Source organism: Paraburkholderia nodosa DSM 21604 (assembly GCF_000519185.1).
Lineage (GTDB): Bacteria > Pseudomonadota > Gammaproteobacteria > Burkholderiales > Burkholderiaceae > Paraburkholderia > Paraburkholderia nodosa.
Map to the genome: position 1 here is coordinate 430,485 of NZ_JAFA01000001.1, position 25,500 is coordinate 455,984.

Annotated in this window: 23 protein-coding genes; 11 read left to right on the forward strand and 12 right to left on the reverse strand. The window is 65.4% G+C overall.

Annotation, left to right across the window (positions count from 1 at the left end):
- The first annotated feature begins 54 nt into the window (after positions 1-54).
- Complete coding sequence (gene aspT, locus A3CW_RS0101970; RefSeq protein ID WP_028202069.1) at positions 55-1,740, forward strand: aspartate-alanine antiporter; 1,686 nt, start codon at positions 55-57, stop codon at positions 1,738-1,740.
- An 18-nt stretch (positions 1,741-1,758) separates the two neighbouring features.
- Here aspT and A3CW_RS0101975 read toward each other — a convergent pair whose 3' ends face one another.
- Positions 1,759-2,811 (reverse strand): RNA-guided endonuclease InsQ/TnpB family protein, encoded by a 1,053-nt coding sequence (locus tag A3CW_RS0101975; protein ID WP_028202070.1) that lies wholly within the window; start codon positions 2,809-2,811, stop codon positions 1,759-1,761.
- A 233-nt stretch (positions 2,812-3,044) separates the two neighbouring features.
- On the opposite strand from A3CW_RS0101975, the gene A3CW_RS0101980 reads away from it, so the two are divergent.
- Both A3CW_RS0101980 and A3CW_RS0101990 read left to right on the forward strand, forming a co-directional pair.
- Positions 3,045-4,706: a bifunctional aspartate transaminase/aspartate 4-decarboxylase gene (locus A3CW_RS0101980; protein WP_028202071.1), complete on the forward strand. Its 1,662-nt coding sequence runs from the start codon at positions 3,045-3,047 to the stop codon at positions 4,704-4,706.
- Positions 4,707-5,017: 311 nt separating this feature from the next.
- Complete coding sequence (locus tag A3CW_RS0101990; protein WP_028202073.1) at positions 5,018-6,067, forward strand: GSU2403 family nucleotidyltransferase fold protein; 1,050 nt, start codon at positions 5,018-5,020, stop codon at positions 6,065-6,067.
- A gap of 82 nt (positions 6,068-6,149) precedes the next feature.
- On the opposite strand, the gene A3CW_RS44870 is transcribed toward A3CW_RS0101990, so the two are convergent.
- Positions 6,150-7,403, reverse strand: coding sequence for an MFS transporter (locus A3CW_RS44870; protein ID WP_081771483.1), 1,254 nt, complete (start codon positions 7,401-7,403; stop codon positions 6,150-6,152).
- A gap of 475 nt (positions 7,404-7,878) precedes the next feature.
- Between A3CW_RS44870 and xdhA the strand changes: the two genes are divergently transcribed.
- The 3 genes from xdhA to xdhC are packed head-to-tail and all read left to right on the forward strand — an operon-like array spanning position 7,879 to position 12,423.
- Positions 7,879-9,429, forward strand: coding sequence for a xanthine dehydrogenase small subunit (gene xdhA / locus A3CW_RS0102000; protein WP_028202074.1), 1,551 nt, complete (start codon positions 7,879-7,881; stop codon positions 9,427-9,429).
- Positions 9,430-9,469: 40 nt separating this feature from the next.
- A complete protein-coding gene (gene xdhB, locus A3CW_RS0102005; protein WP_028202075.1) occupies positions 9,470-11,836 on the forward strand; it encodes a xanthine dehydrogenase molybdopterin binding subunit in 2,367 nt (788 codons plus the stop codon).
- Positions 11,833-12,423, forward strand: coding sequence for a xanthine dehydrogenase accessory protein XdhC (gene xdhC, locus A3CW_RS0102010; protein WP_051481117.1), 591 nt, complete (start codon positions 11,833-11,835; stop codon positions 12,421-12,423). Before xdhB ends, xdhC begins: the two co-directional genes overlap by 4 nt.
- A gap of 59 nt (positions 12,424-12,482) precedes the next feature.
- On the opposite strand, the gene A3CW_RS44875 is transcribed toward xdhC, so the two are convergent.
- From A3CW_RS44875 to A3CW_RS0102025, 3 genes are all read right to left on the reverse strand, one after another.
- On the reverse strand, positions 12,483-13,493 hold the full coding sequence (locus A3CW_RS44875; RefSeq protein WP_051481122.1) for a LysR family transcriptional regulator: 1,011 nt from the start codon (positions 13,491-13,493) through the stop codon (positions 12,483-12,485).
- Between the two features lie 159 nt (positions 13,494-13,652).
- Positions 13,653-14,306, reverse strand: coding sequence for a 2-hydroxychromene-2-carboxylate isomerase (locus tag A3CW_RS0102020; RefSeq protein WP_028202077.1), 654 nt, complete (start codon positions 14,304-14,306; stop codon positions 13,653-13,655).
- A 79-nt stretch (positions 14,307-14,385) separates the two neighbouring features.
- Positions 14,386-15,885 carry a TAXI family TRAP transporter solute-binding subunit gene (locus tag A3CW_RS0102025; RefSeq protein WP_028202078.1) on the reverse strand — a complete coding sequence of 500 codons (1,500 nt, stop codon included), beginning with the start codon at positions 15,883-15,885 and terminating at the stop codon, positions 14,386-14,388.
- 555 nt (positions 15,886-16,440) lie between these two features.
- On the opposite strand from A3CW_RS0102025, the gene A3CW_RS0102030 reads away from it, so the two are divergent.
- Both A3CW_RS0102030 and A3CW_RS0102035 read left to right on the forward strand, forming a co-directional pair.
- Entirely contained in the window at positions 16,441-16,794 is a 354-nt protein-coding gene (locus A3CW_RS0102030) for a BON domain-containing protein (protein ID WP_028202079.1), read from the forward strand.
- A gap of 330 nt (positions 16,795-17,124) precedes the next feature.
- On the forward strand, positions 17,125-17,385 hold the full coding sequence (locus A3CW_RS0102035; RefSeq protein WP_028202080.1) for a hypothetical protein: 261 nt from the start codon (positions 17,125-17,127) through the stop codon (positions 17,383-17,385).
- A 39-nt stretch (positions 17,386-17,424) separates the two neighbouring features.
- Here the strand turns inward: A3CW_RS0102035 and A3CW_RS0102040 are convergent, their stop codons facing one another.
- Complete coding sequence (locus A3CW_RS0102040; RefSeq protein ID WP_028202081.1) at positions 17,425-18,213, reverse strand: sulfite exporter TauE/SafE family protein; 789 nt, start codon at positions 18,211-18,213, stop codon at positions 17,425-17,427.
- A gap of 336 nt (positions 18,214-18,549) precedes the next feature.
- On the opposite strand from A3CW_RS0102040, the gene rarD reads away from it, so the two are divergent.
- Complete coding sequence (gene rarD / locus A3CW_RS0102045) at positions 18,550-19,455, forward strand: EamA family transporter RarD (RefSeq protein ID WP_028202082.1); 906 nt, start codon at positions 18,550-18,552, stop codon at positions 19,453-19,455.
- A gap of 355 nt (positions 19,456-19,810) precedes the next feature.
- On the opposite strand, the gene A3CW_RS0102050 is transcribed toward rarD, so the two are convergent.
- Positions 19,811-20,215, reverse strand: a complete 405-nt coding sequence (locus tag A3CW_RS0102050; RefSeq protein WP_028202083.1) for a type II toxin-antitoxin system VapC family toxin — start codon at positions 20,213-20,215, stop codon at positions 19,811-19,813.
- On the reverse strand, positions 20,212-20,484 hold the full coding sequence (locus tag A3CW_RS0102055) for an AbrB/MazE/SpoVT family DNA-binding domain-containing protein (protein WP_028202084.1): 273 nt from the start codon (positions 20,482-20,484) through the stop codon (positions 20,212-20,214). Before A3CW_RS0102055 ends, A3CW_RS0102050 begins: the two co-directional genes overlap by 4 nt.
- 629 nt (positions 20,485-21,113) lie before the next feature.
- On the opposite strand from A3CW_RS0102055, the gene A3CW_RS0102060 reads away from it, so the two are divergent.
- Positions 21,114-21,494 carry a DUF5594 family protein gene (locus A3CW_RS0102060; protein WP_028202085.1) on the forward strand — a complete coding sequence of 127 codons (381 nt, stop codon included), beginning with the start codon at positions 21,114-21,116 and terminating at the stop codon, positions 21,492-21,494.
- Between the two features lie 22 nt (positions 21,495-21,516).
- On the opposite strand, the gene A3CW_RS0102065 is transcribed toward A3CW_RS0102060, so the two are convergent.
- Genes A3CW_RS0102065 through A3CW_RS0102080 form a run of 4 tightly spaced genes read right to left on the reverse strand, consistent with a single transcriptional unit; the run spans position 21,517 to position 24,405 of the window.
- Positions 21,517-23,133 (reverse strand): bifunctional protein tyrosine phosphatase family protein/NAD(P)/FAD-dependent oxidoreductase, encoded by a 1,617-nt coding sequence (locus A3CW_RS0102065; protein ID WP_028202086.1) that lies wholly within the window; start codon positions 23,131-23,133, stop codon positions 21,517-21,519.
- A 39-nt stretch (positions 23,134-23,172) separates the two neighbouring features.
- Positions 23,173-23,625: a YeeE/YedE family protein gene (locus tag A3CW_RS0102070; RefSeq protein WP_028202087.1), complete on the reverse strand. Its 453-nt coding sequence runs from the start codon at positions 23,623-23,625 to the stop codon at positions 23,173-23,175.
- Between the two features lies 1 nt (position 23,626).
- Positions 23,627-24,073, reverse strand: a complete 447-nt coding sequence (locus A3CW_RS0102075; protein ID WP_028202088.1) for a YeeE/YedE family protein — start codon at positions 24,071-24,073, stop codon at positions 23,627-23,629.
- Positions 24,070-24,405, reverse strand: coding sequence for an ArsR/SmtB family transcription factor (locus A3CW_RS0102080; protein WP_028202089.1), 336 nt, complete (start codon positions 24,403-24,405; stop codon positions 24,070-24,072). The genes A3CW_RS0102075 and A3CW_RS0102080 overlap by 4 nt, the downstream gene beginning before the upstream one ends.
- 116 nt (positions 24,406-24,521) lie before the next feature.
- Here A3CW_RS0102080 and A3CW_RS0102085 point away from each other — a divergent pair, with 116 nt between their 5' ends.
- Entirely contained in the window at positions 24,522-25,421 is a 900-nt protein-coding gene (locus A3CW_RS0102085; protein WP_051481124.1) for an MBL fold metallo-hydrolase, read from the forward strand.
- The last annotated feature ends 79 nt before the right edge of the window (positions 25,422-25,500 follow it).

Genomic DNA, 25,500 nt, shown 5'->3' on the forward strand with positions numbered 1-25,500 from the left:
CCATTGCCGGCCATCCCCAGCAGCAACGGGGGTTCTTTCCAAAGCGAGGACACGATGGAATGGTTGCATGACATCTTTCACAAATCCCCGGAAATCGCGCTATTTCTCTCTCTGGCCGTTGGCTACTGGATCGGCCAGATCAACTTCGGCAAGTTCCAGTTAGGCGGCGTGGGCGGCTCGCTGCTCGCGGCCGTCGTCGTGAGCCAGGTGGGCGTGACCGTCGACAACGGCGTGAAGTCGGTGATGTTCGCCGTCTTCATCTACGCCGTGGGCTATGACTCCGGCCCGGGCTTCTTCAACTCGCTCAACCGCAAGACGCTGCGCGAAATCGCCATGGCGGTGTTCATGGCGTTGGCGGGTCTCGCCACCGTGCTGATTTGCGCGAAGCTCTTTCACCTCAACAAGGGCCTCGCCGCCGGTCTCGCCGCGGGCGGCATGACGCAGTCGGCCATCATCGGCACGGCCGGCGACGCGATCGCGCGCCTGGGTCTGCCGCCCGACCAGGTGAAGGCCATGCAGGCCGACGTCGCGATCGGCTACGCCGTCACCTACGTGTTCGGCTCGCTCGGCGCGATCATCGTCTGCGTGAACATCCTGCCGAAGTTCATGGGCCGCAGCCTGAAGGACGCTTCGGCGGACGCCGAACGCGAGATGTCGGGGGGCGACGCCGCCGCGGGCCCGGGACAGATCACGGCGCTGCCGGAGCTGTTCGGGCGCGTGTTCCGGGTCGACGCGGCCGCAGGCAAAACCGTCAAGCAGATCGAACTGGCCGAGAGCGACTTCGTGGCGGTCGAGAAAATTCGCCGCGCCGGCAAGGTGCTCGACGCCACTCCCGACTTCGTGCTGAGCCGGGACGATGTCGTGCTGGTGGTGGGCCGTCGCGAGCAGATGGTCGAAGTGGGCGCGCTGATCGGGCCGGAAGTGCCGGACTCGGGCGGCATGAGCCTCGTGATGCAAACGCGCCAGCTCGTCTTCACGAAGAAGGGCATGAACCACACGACGATTGCCGAGGTGCGCAAGAACGTCGATCGCGATCTGCGTCATGGCGTGTACATCGAGAAGATCGAGCGTGTGGGCCAGCCCGTGCCGCTCCTGCTTGAGACGAAGCTCGAGCACGGCGACGTAGTGACGATCTATGGCACCGCCACCGACACGAAGCGCGCCGTGCAGGCCGCCGGCTATGAACTCGCGTACAGCAACAAGACCGACTTCATCTACATGGGCGTGGGCCTCGTGCTCGGCTTGCTGGTGGGTCTGATCGTGGTGAACGTGGCCGGCATTCCGCTCACGCTCGGCTCCGGCGGCGGCTGTCTGCTCGCGGGCCTCGTGTTCGGCTGGATGCGCGGCAAGCACCCCATGTACGGCGTGATGCCGCCTGCGGCTTCGCAACTGCTCAAGGACTTCGGGCTTGCGGCGTTCGTCGCGGTGGTAGGGCTGAACTCGGGCCTGCAAGCCGTCGTGACGGTCAAGCAGAGCGGCCTCACCATTTTCCTGCTCGGCGTCGTGGTGACGATCGTGCCGCTCATTCTCACGATGCTGTTCGGCCGCTACGTGCTCAAGTACAACAACGCGGCCATTCTGGCCGGCGCGCTGTCCGGCTCGCGCAGTGCGAACCCGGCCTTCGGCGGCATTCTCGACAAGGCGGAGAGCGCGGTGCCCACCGTGCCGTTCGCGATTACCTACGCGATCGCGAACGTGCTGCTAACGCTGCTCGGGCCGCTCGTAGTCGGTCTTGCATGACTTGACGTCCTCCACCGCCTAAAGGCAGGGGATTCCCACACCTGGCGATGCACGTCCGCATCGGAGAATGTTTAGCGCAGCATTGGTATCACGATCATGTACGACACCACAACTACTGCAGGTCCACTCCCTTATTCGCAGTCCCGCGATACCTTTCGGCCTCGTCATGCTGTCTTTCGAACCGCACGCCGAGCAGGACTGGGTAGAACCGCTTTCGTTCACTTCCTCAAAGGTTGCTCCGTGCGCCATCGCTTTATAACGGAGCTTCTCCCGGAAGGACGACCAGGATGCGTCGTAGACGCTTTTTGCCATTCTGGTTCTGGCGAGCTTGGCGGCCGAGACGTTGCCAACCGCAATGTAGTCGAAGCGACGCACCAGATCGAGCGCGAGCTTGTGCTGGAAATCGGCGCGGGCATTCGCTACTTTGGCATGCAGCTTCGCGATATGCCGTTTGTGCTTGCGCGCACGCTGCGCCTGTGCCAGCTTGTCGGCCGCACATCGACCGAACCGGGCATTGGGCAGTTTTTCGCCAGTGGAGAGTGCAGCAAAGGCCTTCAGACCAAGGTCGATGCCAACACCCGACCGGATTGGCCGCGCGGGTACGTCAGCAACCTCGATGACGATGTTCACGAACCAGTTGCCGCGTGCGTCCCGGGCAAAGTTGGTGCCGTCCTTGATCTTGCCTTCAGGCAGCGGGCGGCTGTTGAATACTCGAAAGGTATTGCCAGCGAAGCGGAACGCCTCACCCTCGCGTTTGAGGTCGCGCCCCTTCAGGGGCACCCAGCCGAGAGACTTCCTGCCGCGGTAGCGCAAGTAAGGCCGCCGGTGCTGGCTGCGCGACTTCGCGTACTGTTCGCACGTCGCGTTGACCGTACCGGAGTGGACGCCGAGCTCCCTGCTGCTGCCCGTCGTCAACACATTAAGGTCGAAACCGGTCGGCCATTTCTTGCCCCACCGGAGCGCGTGCCTCTGCGTGTCATTGAAGAAGTTCCACACATAGTTCACCGCTCGGCTCTGCTTGTTGAGCAGGCCGCTGAGCGACTTCACCCGGTAGCGGTAGACGAGGATCAAGCCAGTCATTTTAACCGCGGAATGCCACTGTCAAGCAGCGGCGCCCCTTTTTTCCCCGCCATGAATGACGGGGCTTCTCGGAACAAAATCTGATGAGTCTCAACGCGGGCCGCTCATGTGAGTGCGGCTCGCCTCAACGAATCTGTCGAAACCGCGGGCCGGCGCAATGCGATCGCTCAAAGGCGCAAGCAACGCGCACGGCACGCGCAACGTCTTCCAATGGAGAGAACACCATGGCAACGAAAGCGAAGGGTAACGGCGCGAAAGAAAAGTCGGGTCTCGATGCACTGAGCCCGTTCGAGCTGAAGGACGAACTCATCAAGGCGGCCGGCGGCGGTGCGAGCGCGCGCCCGGCCAATCTCGCGATGCTCAACGCGGGCCGCGGCAATCCCAACTTCCTCGCCACGATTCCGCGCCACGGTTTCTGGCAACTCGGACTCTTCGCCATGCGCGAGTCGGAGCGCTCGTTTGCCTACATGCCCGAGGGTGTGGGCGGCTTCCCGCAGCGCGACGGCATCGTCGAGCGCTTCGACCTCTTCGTGCGCGAGAGCAAGGGGCAGCCCGGCATCAAGTTCCTCGCGGGCGCGGTGTCGTACGTGCGCGACCAGCTGGGGCTTTCGGCGGGCGACTTCCTCTATGAGATGTGCGAAGGCATTCTCGCCTGCAACTATCCGGTGCCGGACCGCATGCTCAAGCTTTCGGAGATCATCGTCGGGCAGTACCTGCGCCGCGAAATGATCGGCAAACATCCGTTCGTCGGCGAGTTCGACGTGTTCGCGGTGGAAGGCGGCACGGCGGCCATGACGTACATCTTCAACACGATGCGCGAGAACTTCCTGATCAAGGCGGGGGACACCATCGCGCTCGGCATGCCGATCTTCACGCCGTACATCGAAATTCCGCAACTCAACGACTACCAGCTCAACGTGGTGCATCTGAACGCCACGGTGGAAAACAACTGGCAGTACTCGAAGAAGGAGCTCGACAAGCTGCGCGACCCGAAGGTCAAGGCGTTTTTCCTCGTGAACCCGAGCAACCCGCCTTCGGTGAAGATCGACGACGCGAGCCTCGAGTACGTCGCCGAGATCGTGAAGGAGCGCCCGGACCTCATCATCCTGACCGACGACGTGTACGGCACCTTTGCCGACAACTTCGTCTCGCTCTTCGCGCTCGCGCCGAAGAACACGATTCTCGTGTACTCCTATTCGAAGTACTTTGGCGCGACGGGCTGGCGTCTGGGTGCGATCGCCACGCATCGCGACAACGTGCTCGACCACACGCTCGCGAAGCTTCCGAAGGATCAGAAGAAGGAACTGCACAAGCGCTACGAGTCGATCACGACCGAGCCGGACAAGCTCAAGTTCATCGACCGTCTGGTGGCCGACAGCCGCACTGTCGCGCTGAACCACACGGCCGGTCTTTCCACGCCGCAGCAGGTGCAGATGGTGCTGTTCTCGCTGTTCTCGCTCATGGACACGCCCGACGCGTACAAGAGCGCGCTCAAGCGCCTCATTCGCAACCGCAAGCGCGCGCTCTTCGAGGAAATGGGCGTGCCCTACGGCGAGGGCGATCCGAACCAAGTGGACTACTACACGATCCTCGACATGGAATACATGGGCGAGAAGCGCTTCGGGCGCGAATTCGTCGACTGGCTGCTCAAGCAGGTCAAACCGAACGAACTGCTGTTCCGTCTCGCGGAAGAGGCGCGCGTGGTGTTGCTGCCGGGCAAGGGCTTCGGCACGCCGCATCCGTCGGGCCGCGTGTCGCTCGCGAACCTCAACGAGTCGGACTATCGCAAGATCGGCCGCGCGGTGCGCAAGCTCACCGAGGAATACGTGCAGCGTTATAACGAGGCCATGGGCAAGAACCTCGATCCGACCTCGGTGAAGAAGTAAGCGCAGGCGGCGCGTAGCCGCCTCGAGTCCCGATACGTTTGAAGTCCAGGCCGCATCCGGCGTGAATTGCCGGGTGCGGTTTTTTTATGGTTCTTCGCAGAGTTCCGGGGTAGGGGCATCTATCGTTTGCCGCGCATCCTCGGGCGCACACTAACCGAAGCCGGGAGCGTGATTGCGTTTGGGGTGCGACGGAAGATCGAACTGGCAACCGCGAAGCAGCTTATGATGATTGCAGTAATCTTCATGAAATTACTGCAATTATGGTCTCATCTTTTGCAGTAAAATTTGAAAAATTACTGCAATTATCTGACATGCACGGACTTCCTCTTTACCAGCGACACGATCAGGCGTTCTGCTCCCAGTACGCGAACGTCGAGCAGGCGGCCGCCAGCCAGGGGCGGATTCTCGTGGGCGCGCCGGGCACGATCACCGAGCACCATCGCGGTATCGCTGTCTACTACTATCGGCAGTTCATGAACGCGGAAGGCAAGCGGCAGCAGGAGAGTCTTGGCGGCCCCAAGGGCGATCCGGCTGTCGACGAGCGCGTCGCTGTGGTGATGGCGCAGATCGAGCAGTCCAAAGACCTCATCAGCCGCGTCCGCGAGCTCGCGAAGCTCGGCTTCCAGATCGCCGACAACAAGACCTACGCGACCATGGCAGTCCTCCACAATCACGGACTTTTTCAGGCGGGCGCGGTGCTCGTGGGTTCTCACGCGTACGCGGTTTTGCTCAACAGCCTCGGCATCAAGGCGCTTGCCTACGCGACCGAGGACATCGATATCGCGCGCGCCGGCCAGCTTGCGTTACAGGGTGTGCCCTCGGGCGGCCTGCTCGAAATCCTGAAAGAGACGGGAATCGACTTCGTGCCGGTGCCGGGGTTCAACAGGGGCGATCCGCCGACGTCGTTCAAACAGGCGGGGCGGACGCGTTTTCACGTCGATCTGCTCGTGCCTTCGAAGGACAACACCTTTCCGACCGTCGCCGTTCCAGAGCTTGGCGCGCATGCGAGCGGCATGCCTTATCTCGCCTATCTGCTCGGCGAGTCCCACATGGGCACACTGATTTCAAGGCACGGCGCGGTGGCGGTTCGCGTGCCGGACCCCGCACGCTTCGCGATCCACAAGATCCTCGTTTCACGCCTGCGCACCAACATGCTGGTCAAGTCGCAGAAAGATATCCAGCAGGCGTGCGTGATGCTCGCGATGCTCGGCGAGCACAGAAGCGGCGATATCGAGCTCGCCTGCTCGAATCTCCCGAGGTCTGCGCGCCCGATGGTTCGCCGTGCGCTGCCCGATATACGCACCATGCTCGAGGCTCATGAAGGCGCACTATTCGAATTTGAGGAAAGCATCGACGCCTGACACGGGTGCGGCGCTCCCCGACCGGGCCGGATGACTGAAAGATCGTAGTCTTCGCTCCCCGGAAATCCGCGAGGAACCTTCTTTATTCGGCTCGTTGCCCTGCGGGCGCGCTGGCGCCGCTCGCGTGTTGTGCACCGTGCGCGGCGTGCGCCCGCACGCTCTTGCGATGAAGCGAGACCGAAAGCGCCACGGCGGAAGCGGCCGCGATGGCGGCGAAGAGAAACACCGATCCATAGCCGAACAGATTCGCCACGTAGCCGGCGAGCGGGCCGGTAATGCCCAGCGAGAGGTCGAGGAACACGGAGTAGGCCGAGAGCGCCGCGCCACGGCTGGCGGGCGGCACGAGCCCGACCGCCTCCACGCCGAGTGCCGGGAACACCAGTGCGAAGCCGAAGCCGGTGAGCGCCGCGCCCGCGAGCGCGACTTGCGGCGTGGGCGCGAGCCACAGCAGCAAGAGGCCCGCGCATTCGCACGAGAACGAGACGATGGCGACGCGAAAGCCGCCGAAGCGCTTGATGGTGTTGGCGAACAACAGGCGCGCGCCGATGAACATCAGACCGAACACCGTGAGCGTGAACGCCGCGTTGGGCCAATGGCGCGCGGCGTAAAACAGCGTGATGAAGGTTGCGATGGAGCCGAAGCCCGCCGAGCCGAGCGCGAGGCCGATGCCGTGCGGCAGCACGCGCGTGAACACACTGCGGTACGACATGCGCTCGCCGTGCACGGTCGGCACCGGCGCGATGGGGCGCGCGAGCCAGAAACCGAGCGCGGCCATCGCGATGACCGAAATGCCGAGCATCCAGTAGCCGAGGGCGTGCGCCATCACGACGCCCAGCGGCGCGCCGATCGCGAGCGCGCCGTAAGTCGCGATGCCGTTCCACGAAATCACCTTCGCGTTGTGCGCCGTGCCCACGCGGCCGATGCCCCAGAGGATCGCGCCGGTGCCGCACAGGCTTTCGCCGCAGCCGAGCAACAGGCGGCTCACCACCAGCAGCGCGAGCGAGAGGCCGGGCCAGTGATCGACGAGCGTGCCGAGCAGCAGCAGAACGCCGCTCGCGCCGCAGATCGTCAGGCCGATCGTCACGGTTTTCTTGGGGCCGAGCGTATCTGCCGAGCGGCCGGCGAGCGCGCGCGAGCAGAGCGTGGCGATGTACTGCACGCTGATCGCGGCGCCCGCCACCACGGTGCTGAAACCGAGGTCGTTGTGCACGTAGCCCGGCAGCACGGCGAGCGGAATCCCGATCGTCAGGTAGCAGAGGAAGGTGAAAAAGACGACCGGAATGATCTGCAGGGTCGTCGACGCGGCTTTGCGCGGGGGCGCCAAATCAGCGGACATGGGGAAAATGCGGATGGAAAACGGCAGGAAAGGCGTGATTGTCCCATGGAACCGGTTTTTATGCAGAAATTGAAAAGCTGTTTCGGCCCTCGGAACACGCGTTTTCTGCGCAGATGACGGCGTTTTACGTCCGATAGCCCAGCTGCGAAGATCCCGAGATTTTGCGCGACGTTGGCGGCAATTCGCGCTGTAGCGGCGTCCTGGTCCGACCGTTCGTGCGGAGGAATCGGCATCTCAGCGGCCAAATGGTCAGTCGAATATGTCCGATATTCGCAAATCGTCTGTGAAATCTCGCGATCGAGACACAGCAACATAAGCGCGGCTGCACTGCAGCACGCCGATTCATCGATTCAACGATATATCCCCCATGCTCCTCTAGCTATGGGTTGCCAATATTGGCAGTGATAGTTTTCGAACCGTCCACTCGAGCGGCACACGCCTTTTGCGAGCCGCAGCCAACGACGAGCCAGAAACCATGAGCCAGCCGATCCGCTTTTACCACCGCAACGCGATTCGCGAAGTCAGCGACGCGGGCGTCACCCGCACCGTTCTGCAGTACCTGCGCGAAGACGCGCGCTGCACCGGCACCAAGGAAGGCTGCGCCGAAGGCGACTGCGGCGCCTGCACGGTCGTGGTGGGCGAGCGCAACGAGGCGGGCGGCGTGAGCTTCAAGGCCGTCAACGCCTGCATCCAGTTTCTGCCGACGCTCGACGGCAAGGCGCTTTTCACCGTCGAAGACCTGCGCCAGCCCGACGGCTCGCTGCACCCCGTGCAGCAGGCCATGGTCGACTGCCACGGCTCGCAGTGCGGTTTTTGCACGCCAGGCTTCGTGATGTCGATGTGGGCGCTCTACGAGAAGCATGGCCACGAGCACGCGGGGCACGCCGCGCACGTCGGTCAAAGCGCCTGTGCCGCCAAGGGCGCGTGCAGCGTGCCTTCGCGCGACGAGATCGCCAACGCTCTTACGGGCAACCTGTGCCGCTGCACGGGCTACCGGCCGATCCTCGACGCCGCCGAGCAGATGTTCCAGGCCGGCGCGCCGAAGCAGCCCATCGACGTGAAGGCGCTCGCACAGACGCTCGCCACGCTCGAACGCACGGACACCTTCCACTACGAGAGCCGCGGCCAGCAGTACGACGCGCCGCGCACCGTCGACGCGCTCGCCGCGATCAAGGCCGCGCGCCCCAACACGCGCATTCTCGCGGGCAGCACCGACATCGGCCTGTGGGTCACGAAGCAGATGCGCGAACTTGGCGACATCGTCTACGTGGGCCAGGTCGACGCGATGCGCCGCATCGACGTGAGCGACGCGTGGATCGAGATCGGCGCGGGCGTGAGCGTCGAACGTGGTTATGCGGAACTCGCGAAGCACTACCCGGAACTCGAAGAGATGTGGCAGCGCTTCGCCTCGCTGCCCATTCGCAACGCGGGCACGATCGGCGGCAATGTCGCGAACGGTTCGCCCATCGGCGACTCGATGCCAGGGCTCATCGCGCTCGGCGCGCGCGTGGTGCTGCGCGGCGGCGAGATCGAGCGCGAAATGGCGCTCGAAGACCTCTACCTCGCCTACCAGAAGAGGGACATGGCCGAGCACGAGTTCGTGCTCGCGCTCAAGGTGCCCACGCGCACCGGCGCGCGCGCGAACCTGCGTTTTCGCACCTACAAGGTCTCGAAGCGCTTCGACTCGGACATCTCGGCCGTGTGCGCCGCCTACGCCTATATCGCCGATGGCGACGTGATCCGCGAGCCGCGCATTGCCTTCGGCGGCATGGCCGCGACGCCGAAGCGCGCGAGCCACGCGGAGGGCGTGCTCACCGATGCGCACTGGCACGAAGCGACGGCCCAGGCCGCGATGATCGCGCTCGGCAAGGACTACGCGCCGCTGTCCGACATGCGCGCGACGAGCGACTACCGCCTCGAATCCGCCAAGAACACGCTGTACCGCTTCTGGCTCGAAACGCGTCCGCATAACCCGCTTGCGTCGCAAGCGCTCAATGTACGCAACGTAGCCGCAGAAACTGCTTGAGACATTCAGGAATCGGAAAAGACATACGGAGAACGAGACAATGAACCAGCAAGCCGAACCGTTCCTGGACGAACTCAAGGCACGCGAGCCCTTCGCGCAAGTGCATGTATCGCGCCCGCACGAATCCGCGCATCTGCACGTGAGCGGCCGCGCCACCTATACCGACGACATTCCCGTCGTGGCCGGCACGCTGCACGCCGCGCTCGGGCTTTCGCAGAAGCCGCACGCCCGCATCGTTTCGATGAACCTCGCCAAAGTGCGCGCGACGCCGGGCGTCGTGGCGGTGCTCACGGCCGAGGACATTCCCGGCGTGAACGACTGCGGCCCGATCATCCACGACGATCCCGTGCTCGCCGATGGCGTCGTGCAGTACGTGGGCCAGCCCATGTTCATCGTCGTGGCGACGTCGCACGACACGGCGCGCCTCGCCGCCCGCCGCGCCGAGGTGCAGTACGAAGAGCTGCCCGCCGTGCTCACGGCGCAGCAGGCGCGTGCCGCGCAGCAGTCGGTGCTGCCGCCGATGAAGCTCGCGCGCGGCGAGGCGTCCACGCGCGCGGCACGCGCCGCGCATCGGCATGAAGGCGAGATGCTGCTGGGCGGCCAGGAGCAGTTCTACCTCGAAGGCCAGATTGCCTATGCGGTGCCGAAGGACGACGACGGCATGCACGTGTGGTGCTCCACGCAGCACCCGAGCGAAATGCAGCACCTCGTCGCGCATGTGCTGGGCGTCGCCTCGCACAACGTGCTCGTGGAATGCCGCCGCATGGGCGGCGGCTTCGGCGGCAAGGAATCGCAGTCGGGCCTCTTCGCCTGCTGTGCGGCGCTCGCCGCCTGGAAGCTCCTGTGCCCCGTGAAGCTGCGCCCCGACCGCGACGACGACATGATGGTCACGGGCAAGCGCCACGATTTCCACTACACCTACGAAGTGGGCTACGACGACCAGGGCACGATCGAAGGCGTGTCGGTCGACATGACCTCGCGCTGCGGCTTCTCCGCGGACCTTTCCGGCCCGGTGATGACGCGCGCCGTTTGCCACTTCGACAACGCCTACTGGCTGCCCGACGTGTCGATCGCCGGTTTCTGCGGCAAGACCAACACGCAGTCGAACACCGCGTTTCGCGGCTTCGGCGGCCCGCAGGGCGCGTTCGCGATCGAATACATCATGGACGACGTCGCGCGCACGCTCGGCCTCGATTCGCTCGACGTGCGCCGCCGCAATCTCTACGGTAAAACGCAGAACAACGAGACGCCCTATGGCCAGGTCGTGGAAGACAACGTCATTCACGAGCTGATCGACGAGTTGGTGGAAACGAGCGGCTATCGCGCGCGGCGCGCCGCGATTCGCGAATTCAACGCGAACAACGACGTGCTCAAGAAGGGCATTGCGCTCACGCCGGTCAAGTTCGGCATTGCGTTCAACGTCACGCACTTCAACCAGGCGGGCGCGCTCGTTCACATCTACACCGACGGCTCGGTGCTCGTGAACCACGGCGGCACCGAAATGGGCCAGGGCCTGAATACGAAGGTCGCGCAGGTCGTGGCGCACGAGTTGGGCATCGAGTTCGGCCGCGTGCGCGTGACCGCCACGGACACGAGCAAGGTCGCGAACACCTCCGCCACGGCAGCATCGACCGGCACCGACCTGAACGGCAAGGCGGCCCAGGACGCCGCACGCCAGCTGCGTGTGCGCCTCGCCGCGCTGGCGGCGACCAGCTACGGCAAGGGTGAAATCAGCGCCGCCGACGTGGGCTTCGCCAACGACTCCGTGATCGTGGGCGAGACGATCGTGCCGTTCGAGACGCTGGTGTCGAAGGCCTATCTTGCGCGCGTCCAGCTCTGGTCCGATGGTTTCTACACCACGCCCAAGCTGTACTGGGATCAGGCCACGCTGCGCGGGCGGCCGTTCTACTACTACTCGTATGGCGCGGCGGTATCGGAAGTCGTGATCGACACGCTCACGGGCGAAATGCGCGTGCTGCGCGCCGATGCGCTGCACGACGTGGGCGCGTCGCTGAATCCGGCGCTCGACGTGGGCCAGGTGGAAGGCGGCTTCATCCAGGGCATGGGTTGGCTCACCACGGAAGAGCTGTGGTGGAAGCCGGACGGCAAGCTCATGACGCACGCGCCGTCCACCTACAAGATTCCGACCGTGAACGACACGCCGGCCGAATTCAACGTGCGGCTCTTCAAGAACCGCAACGCGGAAGACAGCATCCACCGCTCGAAGGCCGTGGGCGAGCCGCCGCTGTTGCTGCCGTTCTCGGTGTTCTTCGCGATTCGCGACGCTGTGGCGAGCGTGGCCGACTACCGCTTCAATCCGCCGATGAATGCGCCGGCCACCGCCGAGGAAATCCTCAAGGGCGTGCGCGCGGTGCGGACGATGGCGCGCGAGGGGGCTGGGAAATGAATCGCCATCCTGAACATTGCGTGCGCGTCGACGAAACCGGGCGCGTGATCATCGGCCGCCGTAGTACGCCGGTGCCGCACTACGGGCCGATGCACATCGTCCTGTTCGGCGCGGGCCACGTGGGGCACGCGCTCGTCACGCTGCTCGGCATGCTGCCGTGCGTCGTGCAGTGGGTGGACGAGCGCGACGAGTTGTTCCCCGACGAAGTGCCCGCCAACGTGCAGATCGAAGCGACGGACACGCCGGCGGCCATCGTCGACGAAGCGCCGGCGGGCGCATACTTTCTCGTGATGACGCACAATCACGCGCTCGACTTCGAGCTGACCGAGCGCATCATGCGGCGGCGCGATTTCGCGTGGTTCGGCCTCATCGGCTCGAAAACGAAGCGCGTGAAGTTCGAGCGGCGGCTCATGGAGCGCGGCGTGCAAGCGCAGCGCATGGACGAGATGACGTGCCCGATCGGCGTGACGGGGATCGTCGACAAGGCGCCTTCGTCGATTGCGGTGGCGGTCGCCGCGCAACTCATGCAGATGCGGGTGGCGCAGCGCCCGGCGGTGGTGAGAACGGTCGCGCTCGAGCGCGCCTGATTCCACGAGCCGCACAACGAAGCGGGCGCCTCGATGATGAGGCGCCCGCTTGCGTTGGTTCAGGCGGCTTCGAGCGGCGGCGTGGGCGTCGCTTCGCCGGTCGCGTTCGCGGCCTTCTTCGCCCCGGCGCGCTTCGTGCCGCGCTCAGTGGTCAACGTTCCCGACACCGCTTCGATCAACCCGCGCAGCCAACCCACGTCGCTTGGCCGGTCCGGCTGCGGATGCCACATCTGGTAGCAGTGAATGCGCGGAAACGCGAACGGCGTCTCGACGACGGCAATGGGCATGAGCTTCGCGTAATGCTGCGCGAAGCGCCGTGTCGTCGTGAAGATCAGATCCGATTGCAGCAAGACCTGCGGCACGAGCCCGAAGTAGGGCAGCGTCGCGACGATGCGGCGCTCGGCTTTCGCCTTCGCAAACCCCAGATCGATCGCGCTCGCATGCGAGCCCGTATAGGGCGTGGGCGCGAGATGGGGCGCGGCGAGATACGCCTCGCGCGTGAGTTCGCGGCGCGCGAGCGGATGATCCGCGCGCATCATGCAGACGACCTTGTCGGAGAAGAGGTCGCTGCGCGCGAAACGCGCCTCAGGCTTCGGCCAGTTGCCGATCACGATGTCGAGCTCGCCCGAGTCCAGCGCGCCGTGATGGTCGAGCGTGGGCGAGAGCGAGAGGATTTCCAGCCGCGCTGCCGGCGCCGTCTCGCGAAAGCGCGCGATCAGCGTCGGCATGAAGAAGTCGTTGAGGTAGTCGGGGGCGGCGAGGCGGAATGTGCGCTTCGAGCGCTCCGGGTCGAAGTCGCCGTGCGGTGTGGCCACGAACTCCACGTCGCGCAGCACGCGCTGCGCGTGCTGCAACAGCGACTCGCCGTACTCGGTCGGCACCATGCCGGCTTTGCCGCGCACGAGGATCGGATCGCCCAGGATCTCGCGCAGCCGGCGCAATGCCGTGCTGATGGCGGGCTGGGTCTGGTTCAGGCGCAGCGCGGCCTGCGTGACGCTGCGCTCGACCAGCAGCGTGCGCAGCACGCGCACCAGCCAGATGTCGAGGGTGAGGGCGTTATCGTCGTCCATGGGGTGTGGCGGGCAAGGGCGCGTGCGCGCAGACGCACATCGTTGCGCGCACGGATTCACCCGTAACCATATGCCTGCTCGCGCACTACCGCCATAGGGTGCGCGGCATGACCGGCATCAGAAGGACGCGCGTTGGATGGTTCTGCGGCGCGTTGACGGTTACTCGGTAACCGGCTTCGCGAGCCCCGAAGGCAGCGTGCTGATGCGCTTGACCTCGCGCGAGTCGAGCCAGTTCGGGCTGCGTGCGCAGTAGAGCACCATCGGCAAGGCGTCCTCGCCCCAGAAGAGCTGCTTGTTCATCCAGAACGTCGGCACGCCGAACACGCCCAGCGCGATCGCGTCGTTGGTGTTGCGGCGCAACTGTGCGCGCACGGCTTCTTCCTCGATCAGCGACTCGCCGTGGGGAATGCCCACGCGCTCACAGAGCTGCTCGAAGCCCTCGTCGCTCGACGGGTCGCGACCCTCGCGCCAGATGAAGCGGAAAATCTCGCGCACGCATGGAAAGTCGCCGCCCGCCGCGATGGCGAGCAGCATCGGCCTCACCGAGTCGAACGGGTGAGCGGGCGGCATCTTGAACGGAATGCCGAGCTGCTCGGCGCGAAAGAGCGCGTGCCGGTAGGTGAAGACGCGCTTGGCCGGGACCGCGGAGCTGAACGGCTGGCCCCAGTGCCGGTATAGCTCGGAAAGCAGCACGGGCGTCGGCACAAAGTCGAAGCCGGGCCACTTGTCCTGCTGTTCCAGCAACAGATACGAAAACGGCGACACGAAGTCGTAGAACCAGGCCGGCTGGCTGGCGTCGATGCCGTCGATCATGCTGTTCCTCCGCTCTGTGGCGATTTCCGGGCCATTGCTTGCATGGCCCATTGTTCGGTTCAAAATGCGTGCAGCGGCGCTAATGCGTGCGCTCGCCTGTTTTATTGCCGCCGCTTTCGTTTGCATGGCTCGCCTCTGTACCCGCTGTGCCTGCGTTGTTGCCCCCGCCTTCCGGCGCCTCTGCCTCTTCGGCGCTTTGCGCTGCCTGCTCGTCTTCAGCCCCAACGCCTGCGTCCGGCGCTTCGCGCGTGCCGGACAGGCGCGCGCGCACGAAGCCGATATGCTCGCGCAGCACGTAGAACTGCTCCGCGTAGGCGAGCGGCATTTTCATGCCGTTCACCGATTCCTCGATCTTGTCGAGCTGGCGGATCAGCCCGCGGCGCTCGGTGGGCGAGTTGTCGGCCATCGCGGCGCGCTCGAGTGCGATGAGCGAGCCGTACCAGCGGTAGATGCGCGATTTTACCCGCCAGGCGTAGAGCGAAGGTACGATCCGCATGCCTGGAATCAGCACAACGATGATCGGCACGAGCAGCACCACGAGCCGGTCGGCGAGGCTCGCCACCCAGAACGGCAGCACGCGGTACAGGAAGCTCTTGCCCGACTTGTAGTAGCGCGCGGCGTCGGCGCTGATCGGGAAGTCCTGGGCGCGCGGCGCGGGGAATTCGCCGGCGCGCTGCAGCAGCGTGGAGCGGCCGTGCACTTCCTTGGCCGCTTCGATCAGGAGGTCGGAGAGCGCGGGATGCAGCGAGTCGCGCGCGACCAGCTCGGCCGTGGGCGCAATGAAATGCAGGGGAGCTGGCGGCAGGTTGCGGCCGAAGTCGAACGCGCCCATCGGGATCGTGATGGCCGTGAGGTACGGAAAACGCCGCGCGTAGGCGTCGGCCTGGACGAAGTCGAAGAAGCGCACGCCCGGCATGCGCATGAGGCGTCCCATGACGGGCGGCTGCGCAGAGTCGCCCGCGAGAATGGCGACGTCGATCTTGCCTGCCACGAGTTCGCGCGCGGCGTCGTCGCCGGAAAGCGGCAGGAGCTTCGTCGCGCCGCCGGGCTCGATGCCGTTCGCCTTGAGCAGGTTGAGCGCAAGCTCGCGCGTGCCGCTGCCCTCGGCGCCGATGGCGATGCGCTGGCCTTCGAACTGCGAGAGCCGCGTGGCGACGGGGCCGTGATAGAACACCACGAGTGGCACGTAAGCCACGCTGCCGAGCGAGACGAGCCCGCCTGGCACCCTGCTCGCGAGGCCGTCCTGCACGAATGCGACGTCGACGTTCGACTTCGGGTCGGCGAGACGCTGCAGGTTCTGCGCCGAGCCCTCCGATTCGAGCACGTTCAGCGTGATGTTGTTGCGCGCGAGGATGGCCTTGTACTTTTCCGCGGCGTTCCAGAAGGTGCTGCCTTTGGGCCCGGCGCTCATGGTGAGCGTGCTGGGCGGCGCAGGCTGGATGAGGCGCACCGCGAGCCAGATGGCCGCCGCACTCACGAGCAGGATGGGACCGAACGTGACGGCCAGGTCGCGCCACGAGATCGCCACGAAGCGCGCGACGAGACGGGGAGGAGGTTTGCGGCCGGTACGGGACTTCATCGGGGTGGGGCGGGCCTCGGGTGGTTCGGGGGGAGTGCGGGTCGGGTCCGCGTCGGGTCCGGCGCTGGCGCCGGGTCGGCTCAGGCGCGCGCGCCGCGCGGGCTCTGTGGAGCCGATGGTACATGAGAATCGGCGTTGCGGCGGCATGCCCGCGTGCCTCGCGGAACACCTTAAGCGCACGCCACATGCGCCTGAGCTAAACTCTTTGCGCTCGCGCCACGGCCAGGCTAAATTGTGATTCGCCTGCTGCACCTGGCATGGCGGGCTCGCATGAGCACCAACGCATAAGCAATGCATAACAAACAGGAAACGGGCGCAGACCTGTCCGGGCGGGCGTACCTGGCTGTAACTCGACGTCCTTTCATCCTTGCCTCTCGCATCGCGTCCAGACCCTGGCCGCGTACACGTGCATTGCGCGCTGTGCGCTGTCCTCGGTAGTGGTAACGAAGCCGTCAGAGCGTGGCTGACGGGCGGCCTTCGAGCCGCTCGGCGGCTAGGCAGACGGTCCTATTCCAGGCAACACCCCGCAACAACGCGAAGACACAAGGAGAAAACATGAAATCGGTCGCTATTCTGAAGACGCTGGGCGCGGCACTGTGCCTGTCGGTGGCTTGCAGCGCGTCGTACGCGCAAGACAACTCGGCGAGCGCACCCGCGGCGGCGATGGCTGCTCCGGCGACGTCGGCCAAGAAGGTCGACCGCAAGCTGGGGTACACGGTGCGCAAGGCGCTCTCGAAGACCCAAGGCCTCGACGTTTCAAAGATCAATGTGCGCTCGCGCAGCGGCGCGGTCACGCTGACCGGCACGGTGCCGGATCAGGGCCAGATCGACAAGGCTGGCGAGGTGGCGCAAGGCGTGACGGGCGTGACGTCGGTGACGAACAAGCTGACGGTCCGAGTGCAGCAATAAGCGCCGCACTCGCCCTGGAAACGGGGCGTCTGCTGCTGCAAGCGATAGCAAAAAGCCCGGCCTCTACGGCCGGGCTTTTTTTGCGCAGGTGTGGCAGGCGTACGGTTGGCGGGTGTTTGAGGGTGTTATCGTTCGAAGCCGTCAGCTTGTACGCGTCGCGCGTGAAACTGCAGCCCGGATCACTCCCCGCATGCGGCTTTGACATGTTGGATGCAGCCGCCAAAGTGTAGTTTGACACACAGTCTTCCCGCCGTTGGGGGTATACCGTGGGTATCGCGCGTCCTTCCCGAGGTCGAGCGCGGCCTCATTGCTGGAAAGCAGGAAATCGCCATGACCATTCATACCTATACTGACTTGCCGCTCGTCGACCGCGCGGCCTTCGAGCTGGCCTGTGCGCGGCACGGCTTTGCGCCCATGCAGTTCGACATTCGCGGCGAAGCCGATCCCAGCGACCCGGAGCACGGCGACATGCTGATCGTGCGGCGCGGCGCCTGGGCGCAGGCTTATCGCATCGACGCCCGCGGCCAATGGCTGCGCCAGTTCGAGGTCGATCTCAACGGCAGATTTTTCCGCCAGGCGCCCCACTCCTGAAGCGCACGAGGTGCGCGGCGAGCGTGGCGTGCGCCGCGTTCAGGAGAGCACGAGCCGCACGCCCACGAGCGTGAGGGTCGCGGCGAGCAGCACGCGCAGCAGCTTTTCGGGCGCCTTGGAGGCGAGCAGGCTGCCGATCGCGATGCCGGGCAGCGAGCCGCACAGGAGCGAAAGCAGCATGTGCCAGTCGATCGAGCCGAGCAGCCAGTGGCCGGCGCCCGCGAGGAGCGTGAGCGGCACGGCGTGCGCGACATCGGAGCCGACGATGCGCACCGTGGGCAGCGCCGGGTAGAGCAGCAGCAGCACGGTCACGCCGATGGCGCCCGCGCCCACTGAGGTCAGCGAGACGAGCACGCCGAGCACCGCACCCGTGAGAATCGTGAAAAAGAGCGTGCGCGCTTCGCCCGGCCCATGGCGGTGGCGCGAGGCGAACGCAGCGAGCTGCGGGCGAAAAATGAGCGCCACGGCCGTAACGAGGAGCGCCGCGCCCAGCACGGCCTGGATCAGATGCCCGGCGCGCGGCGTGTCCATGCCATAGCGGTGCAGCAGGATCAGCGTGATCGTCGCGGCGGGCACGCTGCCGGCCGCGAGCCGCAGCGTCACGCGCCAGTCCACCGAACCCTTGAGCCCATGCACGAGCGTGCCCGCCGACTTGGTCGCGGCCGCGTAGAGCAGGTCGGTGCCGACTGCCGTGGCCGGGTGCACGTGGAAGAGGAGGACCAGGATCGGCGTCATCAGCGAGCCGCCGCCCACGCCGGTCAGGCCGACCAGAAATCCGACGAACAGGCCGGACAGCGAATACAGCAGATCGATATGGGGGAAGGACATCGCGCGCGAAGAGGCCGTTTCAGGGGGGCTACGCCGTCGCCTGCCGCGTTGAGAACAGCGCGCGCCGTAAGCGGCGCGTCAGGCTGGACAACGGCCAAGGCTGGCGGCGAAAATCCGCTATTGTCGCAAAACCGGCGGCCTGGCGCAGGGTTAAGCAAATTCGGGCGCGCGGCGCCTGGCTTTCAATTGCCGTCGCATTGATCCACGGGCAGGATGCGGGCCAGATGCCGGCTCGCAACTTCACGTGCTTTCCAGGTCCCTTCCGCGTCCCTTCGTTCGCAGGCACGTGCCGAACAGCGCCGCGCAGCACTGGCGCCACCATAAACAGAATCCGACATGAACCCCGGCATCCTCTACGCGTTCGCTGCATTCGTTCTCTGGGGGCTCTTCCCCATCTACTTCAAGACGCTGCACCAGATCCCCGCGCTCGAAATGCTCGCGCACCGCATGGCGTGGTCGCTCGTGTTCGTGCTCGTCGTGCTCGTCGTGCTCGTCGTGCTCGTCGTGCGCCATCACTGGCGCTGGCTCGGGCCGACGCTGCGCGATCGCCGCCTGCTCGGGCGTTTCGTGGCGAGCGCCGTGCTGCTCTCGGCCAACTGGGGCATCTATATCTGGTCCGTCAATGCCGGGCACATCGTCGAGGCGAGCCTCGGCTACTTCATCAATCCGCTCATCAACGTGCTGTTCGGCTATGCGTTCCTGCGCGAGCGCCTGCGCGCCCTGCAATGGGCCGCCGTGGCGCTGGCCACTGCGGGCGTGGTGTGGCTTACCTGGCAGAACGGCGCGCCGCCCTGGATCAGTCTCGCGCTCGCTGTGACCTTCGGCGGCTACGGGCTCCTGCGCAAGACCGCGCAGCTCGGCGCGCTCGAAGGCCTCGCGCTCGAAACCGTCCTGCTCTTTCCCGTTGCGGTCGTTTATCTGACGATCGTAGGCCTCGCCGAGGCGAGCCACTTCACGCATGCCTCGCGCGGGCTGCAACTGCTGCTCGCGGCCTCCGGCCCGATCACGGCGGTTCCGCTGCTCCTCTTCGGCGCGGCCGCGCGGCGCATTCCGCTGTCGATGCTCGGTCTGATCCAGTACGTCACGCCCACGCTGCAGTTGCTCACCGGCGTGCTCATTTACGGGGAGCCGTTCGGTGCGGTGCGCGCCGTGGGTTACGGCGCGATCTGGGTCGCGCTCGGCGTGTATTCGCTCGAAGGCGTGCGCAGCCTCGTGGCCGCGCGGGCGCGCCGCGCGGCGTGAGCGGCGGGCCGAGGGGGGCGTCCTTCTTTTTGGGAGACGCTGCAGGCGACGCAATCAACGAGGGGTTGCGTCCCGCGTTGAAGTCCTCACATCGTTCCCGCAAATTACACTCGATAGCTTGTGCATGTCGCCTCGCTATGACCGCCGGAACGGCGTGAACTTGAACGCACGCGATTTGCCGGTCGGTGGTGATATGACTCGCACAAGGGTGCGGCGTCGCCTCGGGCGGTGATTTACCCGCGATTGCGAACGACATCTATCCGCTGTGGCCCGCCACTGCGCTCGCGCATGTTTGCGCCGACTCCACGGCCGTGAGCTTCACGATCAGCGCTTCAGTGAACCTCAGCGCCGCGATCTACTGTTCAAGCCAATTCTCAATCGTGAGGCCGCCAATGCGGCTGAACTCTCTCGTGTTGTTAGTCACGAGTGTCAGCCCCAATGCACAGGCATGAGCGCCGATCAAGAGGTCGTTCGCACCTATCTTCTGGCCGGCAATCTCCAACTCCGCGCGGATCCGGCCGTACTCCATGTCGGCAGGGACTTCCAGCGGCAGCACCGGGATTGTCGCGAGGATGCTTTCTACTTTGGCCAGCAATTTCGCGGAACCCTTTTTTGCGCAACCATAGCGAAGTTCCGCGGCAACGACGATGTTCGTGCAGATCGCCCTGGAATCAATCTGCTCGATACGAGTGGCCACTTGTCCGAACGGATTGCGGATCATGTCGCTGATGATGTTCGTGTCCAGAAGATAACCGCTCAAAATACGTCCTCCGATTGAACAGGCGGATCTTCAATATCCGGAAACTGATCATCGGGTGCGAGCGGCGGCTCCTGTCTCCATGCAGCCAGCAGCTCGATGATGTTCGCGGGCGTCCTCACCGGTTCGATGACGAGCCTGTCGCCTTCCCGATAGATCAGAACGCGATCGCCTGGCAACTCGAACTCGACAGGGATACGCACCGCCTGACTACGATTGTTGCGAAAGAGCTTGGCCTCTCTTGGCCGCGCGGATGACGTTGGACTCGGCATGATGTACCTCGCTTGTATATACAAAGAGTATATGCCATGACGGGAGGCGTCAAGCCCGGTCTGCGACGTGGACTTGAATCGCCCCAACGCCGAAGCACTGCGTACCCCGGGGAATCCAGAAAATACGACAGGCTGTAAAGGCAGGGTTGATCTTTCTCGCCGGAGGGGCTCTCGTAAAGTCTGTATTTTGCGTACACAAGCGTCTCTTCAGATGCGGTCGTGCCCATTTCCAGAGCCGTCTGGCACAAACCTCGCGAATCGAAGACCCGAATTCGGGGCGGACAAAGCCTGGCGCACGCCAGATCATGCGACTCCCTTGCAGGCGTATCGATACGGGCGTCACGGCTTCCATCTCCGGCTGACGCCTCAATATCGTGCTGGCCACGATCCGTTGTAGCTGCGTCGACTTGTCACTCAAGCCTCCAACCCTGGCCAGGCACTTGACCTGTCCACGTTTTCCAGCGCGCACGTTGCTCGCAGAACGATCGCTGCGAACGTGAAGCGTGCGTCATATTGGCCGGCGCACGGATGGCGAGGTAGGATGCGACGACGATGCCGCGTCGTTTGATAGTCGTCAGATGGTGCAAAGGCCCTTGTATGCAGCTAATTCGCCGTGGAGTGCCCCGCGTATGAGTATCGAAGCCGTTCGCCGGTTCGAGGAAGAATTCGCACCGCGCATTGCGGCGAAGCTGGCGAAACAATTCGGCCCCTCGGTGCACGTCGATGTCGTGCCCAACGCCGGGCACGGGCACCCTACGCGAGTGCGCCTGCGCGGCGTCGCGAACGAGCACCGGCATCCGTATGTGTATCCGCTGAACGTCGCGCTGACCTGGGACACCGAGGAGATCGAGCGCCTCATGGAGCCCGGCGGCGAAGTGCGCTTCGAGCACTACCTCGAAGCGACCGGGCGCAAGCTGGCGTCATGGGAGTCGGCGCGCTCTGTCGATTTCGCTTCGCGCACGCAAGGCGAGCCGGAGGTGCTGCTAGGCGGGCTCGATTTCGAGGGCTAAGAGCCTTTGCCCTCGAGTTTCATCAGCCGCGCGCAGCCCGCGTGAGCCACTCGCGACCCTTGAGCATGCCCCACCAGTAGAAGCTCGGCAGCACGCTCGCCTTGAGCAGCCACATGAGGCGGCGCGGCCGCGTGGGGTCGAGCGGGAAGGTGGGCAAGAGACGCCCGCCATATCCGAACTCGGCCAGCACGACCTTGCCCTTCTCCACGGTGAGCGGGCACGAGCCGTAACCATCGTAGCGATACGCCAGCGGCGCGCCCGCACGTGCGGCGAGCAGGTTCCCGGCCACGATCACGGCCTGCTTGCGTGCGGCCGCGCCGGTCTTGGCGTTCGGCGCGGAGCAGACGTCACCGAGCGAGAACACGTTCGGATAGCGCGGATGCTGGAGCGTGGCGTGATCCACTTCGCACCAGCCGGCTTCGTCGGCGAGCTGGCTGTCGCGGATGAAGTCGGGCGCGACCTGCGGCGGCACGGCGTGCAGCATGTCGAAGCGCTTCTCCACACGCGTGACGTTGCCGCTCGCATCCTTCACTTCGAAGGTGGCGATGCGCGCCGGGCCGTCCACGGCCACGAGATTCGACGAGAACGCGAGGTTCGCGTTGTAGCGCTTCACGTACTCCATGAGCGGCGGCACGAAGGTCGCCACGCCGAACAGCACGGCGCCCGCGAGATTGAACTCCACGTTGACCTTACCGATGACGCCTTGGCGGCGCCAGTGGTCGCAGGCGAGGTACATCGCCTTTTGCGGCGCGCCCGCGCACTTGATCGGCATGCCGGGCTGGCTGAAGAGCGCGGTGCCGCCCTTCATCTGCTGCACGAGCTGCCAGGTGTAGGGCGCGAGGTCATAGCGATAGTTCGAGGTCACGCCGTTCTTGCCGAGCGTTTCCGTGAGGCCCGCAATGCGCTCCCACGCGAGGCGCAGTCCCGGCGCCACGATGAGCTGGCGGTAGGCCACGCGCACGCCGCTGTCGAGCTGCACGACGTTCGCGTCCGGCTCGACGCGCGTGGCGGCCGCGCGGAACCACTTCACGCCCGCGGGCATGACGCTCGCCATGGGCCGGCGCGTTTTCGTCACGTCGTATGCGCCGCCGCCGACCAGCGTCCACGCGGGCTGATAGTCGTGGTGATCGCTCGGCTCGACGATGGCGATCTTCAGGTTCGGCTCGCGGCGCAACAGGCTTGCGGTGACGGCGATGCCCGCCGTGCCGCCGCCGATCACGACGACGTCCCAGGTTTCGCCTTCCCACGCGCAGGCTGCCGTCGCCGCGCGCGCGGCGTTCGCGGTTTGCGCGGCCTGGGTGGGCGCGCCTTGCTGCGCGAGCCGATAGAGGCTCGTGGCGCGGTTGCCGCTGCGGCAGTACGCGAGCACGGGGCCGGGCAAGTCGATCAGCAACTGCGCGAAGCGCGCAGCGTCTTCGGCGGTGATCTGGCCGGGTTTCACCGGCAGATACGCGAACTGCAGACCGAGCTGCGAGGCCGTGGCGCGCAGCGCGTGCGACGTGGGTTGCGCGTCGCCGCCCTCGCCATCGGGCCGGTTGCAGATGATCGAGCGATAGCCCGCCGCCTGGATGGCGGCGAGGTCGTCGGGCGTGATCTGGTCGGCGCTCGCGAAGCGCGCGTCGTGTTGCGAGATTTGCATGTCGTTTTGGTCCCGAAGCTGGTGCGGCGTAGTGCTGCTTTATTGCGGTTTAGTGCTGATTGGTGTGGCTTCTTGCGAACGGCGCCGCCGCTCCAGCACGGCATAAATCGCCATACCCGCGAGCATGGCCGCGACGAAGAGCCACGCGCGCGGTTGGCCGCCGCCCGCGGCGACGAGCGCGGGGCCGGGGCAGAAGCCCGCGAGCCCCCAGCCCGCGCCGAACAGCAAGGCGCCGCCGACCAGCCGGCCATCGATTCGCCGCGACGTGGGCAGCTGAATCGGCGCGCCGACGAGACTCGACGCTCGCTTGCGCGCGAGCCAGAAGGCGGGCGCGGCGAGCGCGATGGCGCCCGCCATTACGAAGGCGAGCGAGGGATCCCAGTTGCCGGCGAGATCGAGAAAGCCGAGCACCTTGGCCGGGTTGGCCATGCCCGAGACGAGCAAGCCGATGCCGAACAGCAGACCGCACGCGAACGCACTGAGTTTTCGCATCTCAGCCTCCGATCAGGTGACGCACGGCGAACACGGTGGCGAAGCCCGCCGCCATGAAAGCGCCCGTGGCGACGAACGAGCGGCGCGAGCCGCGCGCGATGCCGCACACGCCGTGGCCGCTCGTGCAGCCCGAGCCGTAACGGGTGCCGACGCCGACCAGCAGGCCCGCCACGACGAGCGTGAGCATCGACGCATCGATCTGCATGGCCGGAAGCGCTGCGCGCAGCCGCCACAGCAACGGGGCGGCAACAAGGCCGATGACGAACGCGGCATTCACGCCGCGCTCGCCGCCCGCGCCCGGCAGCGCTTTGCCCAACAAGCCGCCCAGCAAGCCGCTGATCCCGGCGATGCGCCCGTTCACGAGCACGAAGAGCGCGGCGGCCGCGCCGATCATCAGGCCGCCCGCGAACGAGGCGTAGGGCGTGAAGTTAGCGAGGTCGAGGCTCATGCCGGATGGACCTTGAGCCGCCCGCAATAGAGGCTCGAGAGTGTCTGCATGACCTGGATGACTTCGGGACTCGCGAGGCGGTAGTAGATGTATTTGCCTTCGCGGCGTGTATCGACGAGGCCTTCGTCGCGCAGCTTGCCGAGGTGCTGCGAAAGGCTCGGCTGATGCACGCCCACCAGCTCCTCGAGCTCGCCGACGTTGCGCTCGCCTTCGGTGAGCTGGCAAAGCAGCAGGAGACGGTCTTCGTGGGCAAGCGCCTTGAGCAGCGCGCAGCACTTTTCGGCGGATTCGCGCAGGGCCGCGAGCGCTTCGGGAGTGAGTGGTGAGTTCATGGGTCGCCTCGTTGGACGAGGTTGCAAGTCAATGATCCAGATTATACTTTGTCTAAAAACATTATATAAATTTATAATATGTGTTTCAATAGAGGGTTATTTGTGTGGAGTCCTCGATGTCCAATCCAGTGTCCAACCCAGCCCCGCTACCAACGCCCGAGCCCATCGTCGAGCCCTTTTTCGACCCCGTCACGGCCACAGTCACCTACGTCGTGCACGCCGGGCGTGGCACCGCCTGCGCGATCGTCGATCCCGTGCTCGACTACGATCCCAAATCGGGCCGCACCTCAACGGATTCGGCCGAGCGCGTGATCGCGTTCGTGCGCGACTACGGGCTTCGCGTCGAGTGGCTGCTGGAAACGCACGCGCACGCCGATCATCTCTCGGCGGCGCCGTATCTGAAGGCGCAGCTGGGCGGGCGCATTGCGATTGGCGAGCACATTCGCGCCGTGCAGGGCGTGTTCCGCGCGGTGTTCAATCTGGGCGAGACGCTCAGCCCGGACGGCAGCCAGTTCGACGTGCTGTTCCGGGACGGCGAGACGTTCCAGGTCGGCGCATTGGAGGCACGCGCGCTGCACGTGCCCGGCCACACGCCCGCCGATCTCGCGTACCAGATCGGCAACGCCGTGTTCGTGGGCGACACGCTCTTCATGCCCGACGTGGGCTCGGCGCGCTGCGACTTCCCGGGCGGCGACGCGCACACGCTCTACCGCTCGGCGCGCAAGCTGCTCGACCTGCCCGGCGACACGCGGCTCTTCATGTGCCACGACTATCCGCCGGCTTCCCGCGGGCCATGTTTCGAGACCACGGTCAGCGCGCAGCGCAGCGGCAATATCCACCTGAACGAGACCGTGAGCGAAGAGGCGTTCGTGCAGATGCGCACCGCGCGCGACCGCACGCTCGCCATGCCGAACCTGATCCTGCCGTCGATCCAGGTGAACATCCGCGCGGGCCGCATGCCGGAGCCCGAAGCCAACGGCGTGCGTTATCTGAAGATTCCGGTCGACGCGCTTTGAATCTTTGCGGCGTGAGTTCCGCAATGTGCGTCCGGGAGGGCGGGAAAACGTCTTTGATCCCTTGCTGCCCGCGCACTTC

Bases quoted from the DNA above. Each gene is read 5' to 3' on its own strand.
- A3CW_RS0102075 (WP_028202088.1), bottom strand. From the start codon at position 24,073: ATGAGCCTCGACCTCGCTAACTTCACGCCCTACGCCTCGTTCGCGGGC.
- xdhC (WP_051481117.1), top strand. From the start codon at position 11,833: ATGAATCGCCATCCTGAACATTGCGTGCGCGTCGACGAAACCGGGCGC.
- A3CW_RS0102065 (WP_028202086.1), bottom strand. From the start codon at position 23,133: ATGCAAATCTCGCAACACGACGCGCGCTTCGCGAGCGCCGACCAGATC.
- A3CW_RS0101980 (WP_028202071.1), top strand. From the start codon at position 3,045: ATGGCAACGAAAGCGAAGGGTAACGGCGCGAAAGAAAAGTCGGGTCTC.
- A3CW_RS0102080 (WP_028202089.1), bottom strand. From the start codon at position 24,405: ATGAACTCACCACTCACTCCCGAAGCGCTCGCGGCCCTGCGCGAATCC.
- A3CW_RS0102025 (WP_028202078.1), bottom strand. From the start codon at position 15,885: ATGAAGTCCCGTACCGGCCGCAAACCTCCTCCCCGTCTCGTCGCGCGC.
- A3CW_RS44870 (WP_081771483.1), bottom strand. From the start codon at position 7,403: ATGTCCGCTGATTTGGCGCCCCCGCGCAAAGCCGCGTCGACGACCCTG.
- A3CW_RS0102030 (WP_028202079.1), top strand. From the start codon at position 16,441: ATGAAATCGGTCGCTATTCTGAAGACGCTGGGCGCGGCACTGTGCCTG.
- A3CW_RS0102020 (WP_028202077.1), bottom strand. From the start codon at position 14,306: ATGATCGACGGCATCGACGCCAGCCAGCCGGCCTGGTTCTACGACTTC.
- A3CW_RS0102040 (WP_028202081.1), bottom strand. From the start codon at position 18,213: ATGTCCTTCCCCCATATCGATCTGCTGTATTCGCTGTCCGGCCTGTTC.
- xdhA (WP_028202074.1), top strand. From the start codon at position 7,879: ATGAGCCAGCCGATCCGCTTTTACCACCGCAACGCGATTCGCGAAGTC.
- A3CW_RS0102035 (WP_028202080.1), top strand. From the start codon at position 17,125: ATGACCATTCATACCTATACTGACTTGCCGCTCGTCGACCGCGCGGCC.
- xdhB (WP_028202075.1), top strand. From the start codon at position 9,470: ATGAACCAGCAAGCCGAACCGTTCCTGGACGAACTCAAGGCACGCGAG.
- A3CW_RS0101990 (WP_028202073.1), top strand. From the start codon at position 5,018: ATGCACGGACTTCCTCTTTACCAGCGACACGATCAGGCGTTCTGCTCC.
- aspT (WP_028202069.1), top strand. From the start codon at position 55: ATGGAATGGTTGCATGACATCTTTCACAAATCCCCGGAAATCGCGCTA.
- A3CW_RS0102055 (WP_028202084.1), bottom strand. From the start codon at position 20,484: ATGCCGAGTCCAACGTCATCCGCGCGGCCAAGAGAGGCCAAGCTCTTT.
- A3CW_RS0102085 (WP_051481124.1), top strand. From the start codon at position 24,522: ATGTCCAATCCAGTGTCCAACCCAGCCCCGCTACCAACGCCCGAGCCC.
- A3CW_RS0102070 (WP_028202087.1), bottom strand. From the start codon at position 23,625: ATGCGAAAACTCAGTGCGTTCGCGTGCGGTCTGCTGTTCGGCATCGGC.
- A3CW_RS44875 (WP_051481122.1), bottom strand. From the start codon at position 13,493: ATGGACGACGATAACGCCCTCACCCTCGACATCTGGCTGGTGCGCGTG.
- A3CW_RS0102060 (WP_028202085.1), top strand. From the start codon at position 21,114: ATGAGTATCGAAGCCGTTCGCCGGTTCGAGGAAGAATTCGCACCGCGC.
- rarD (WP_028202082.1), top strand. From the start codon at position 18,550: ATGAACCCCGGCATCCTCTACGCGTTCGCTGCATTCGTTCTCTGGGGG.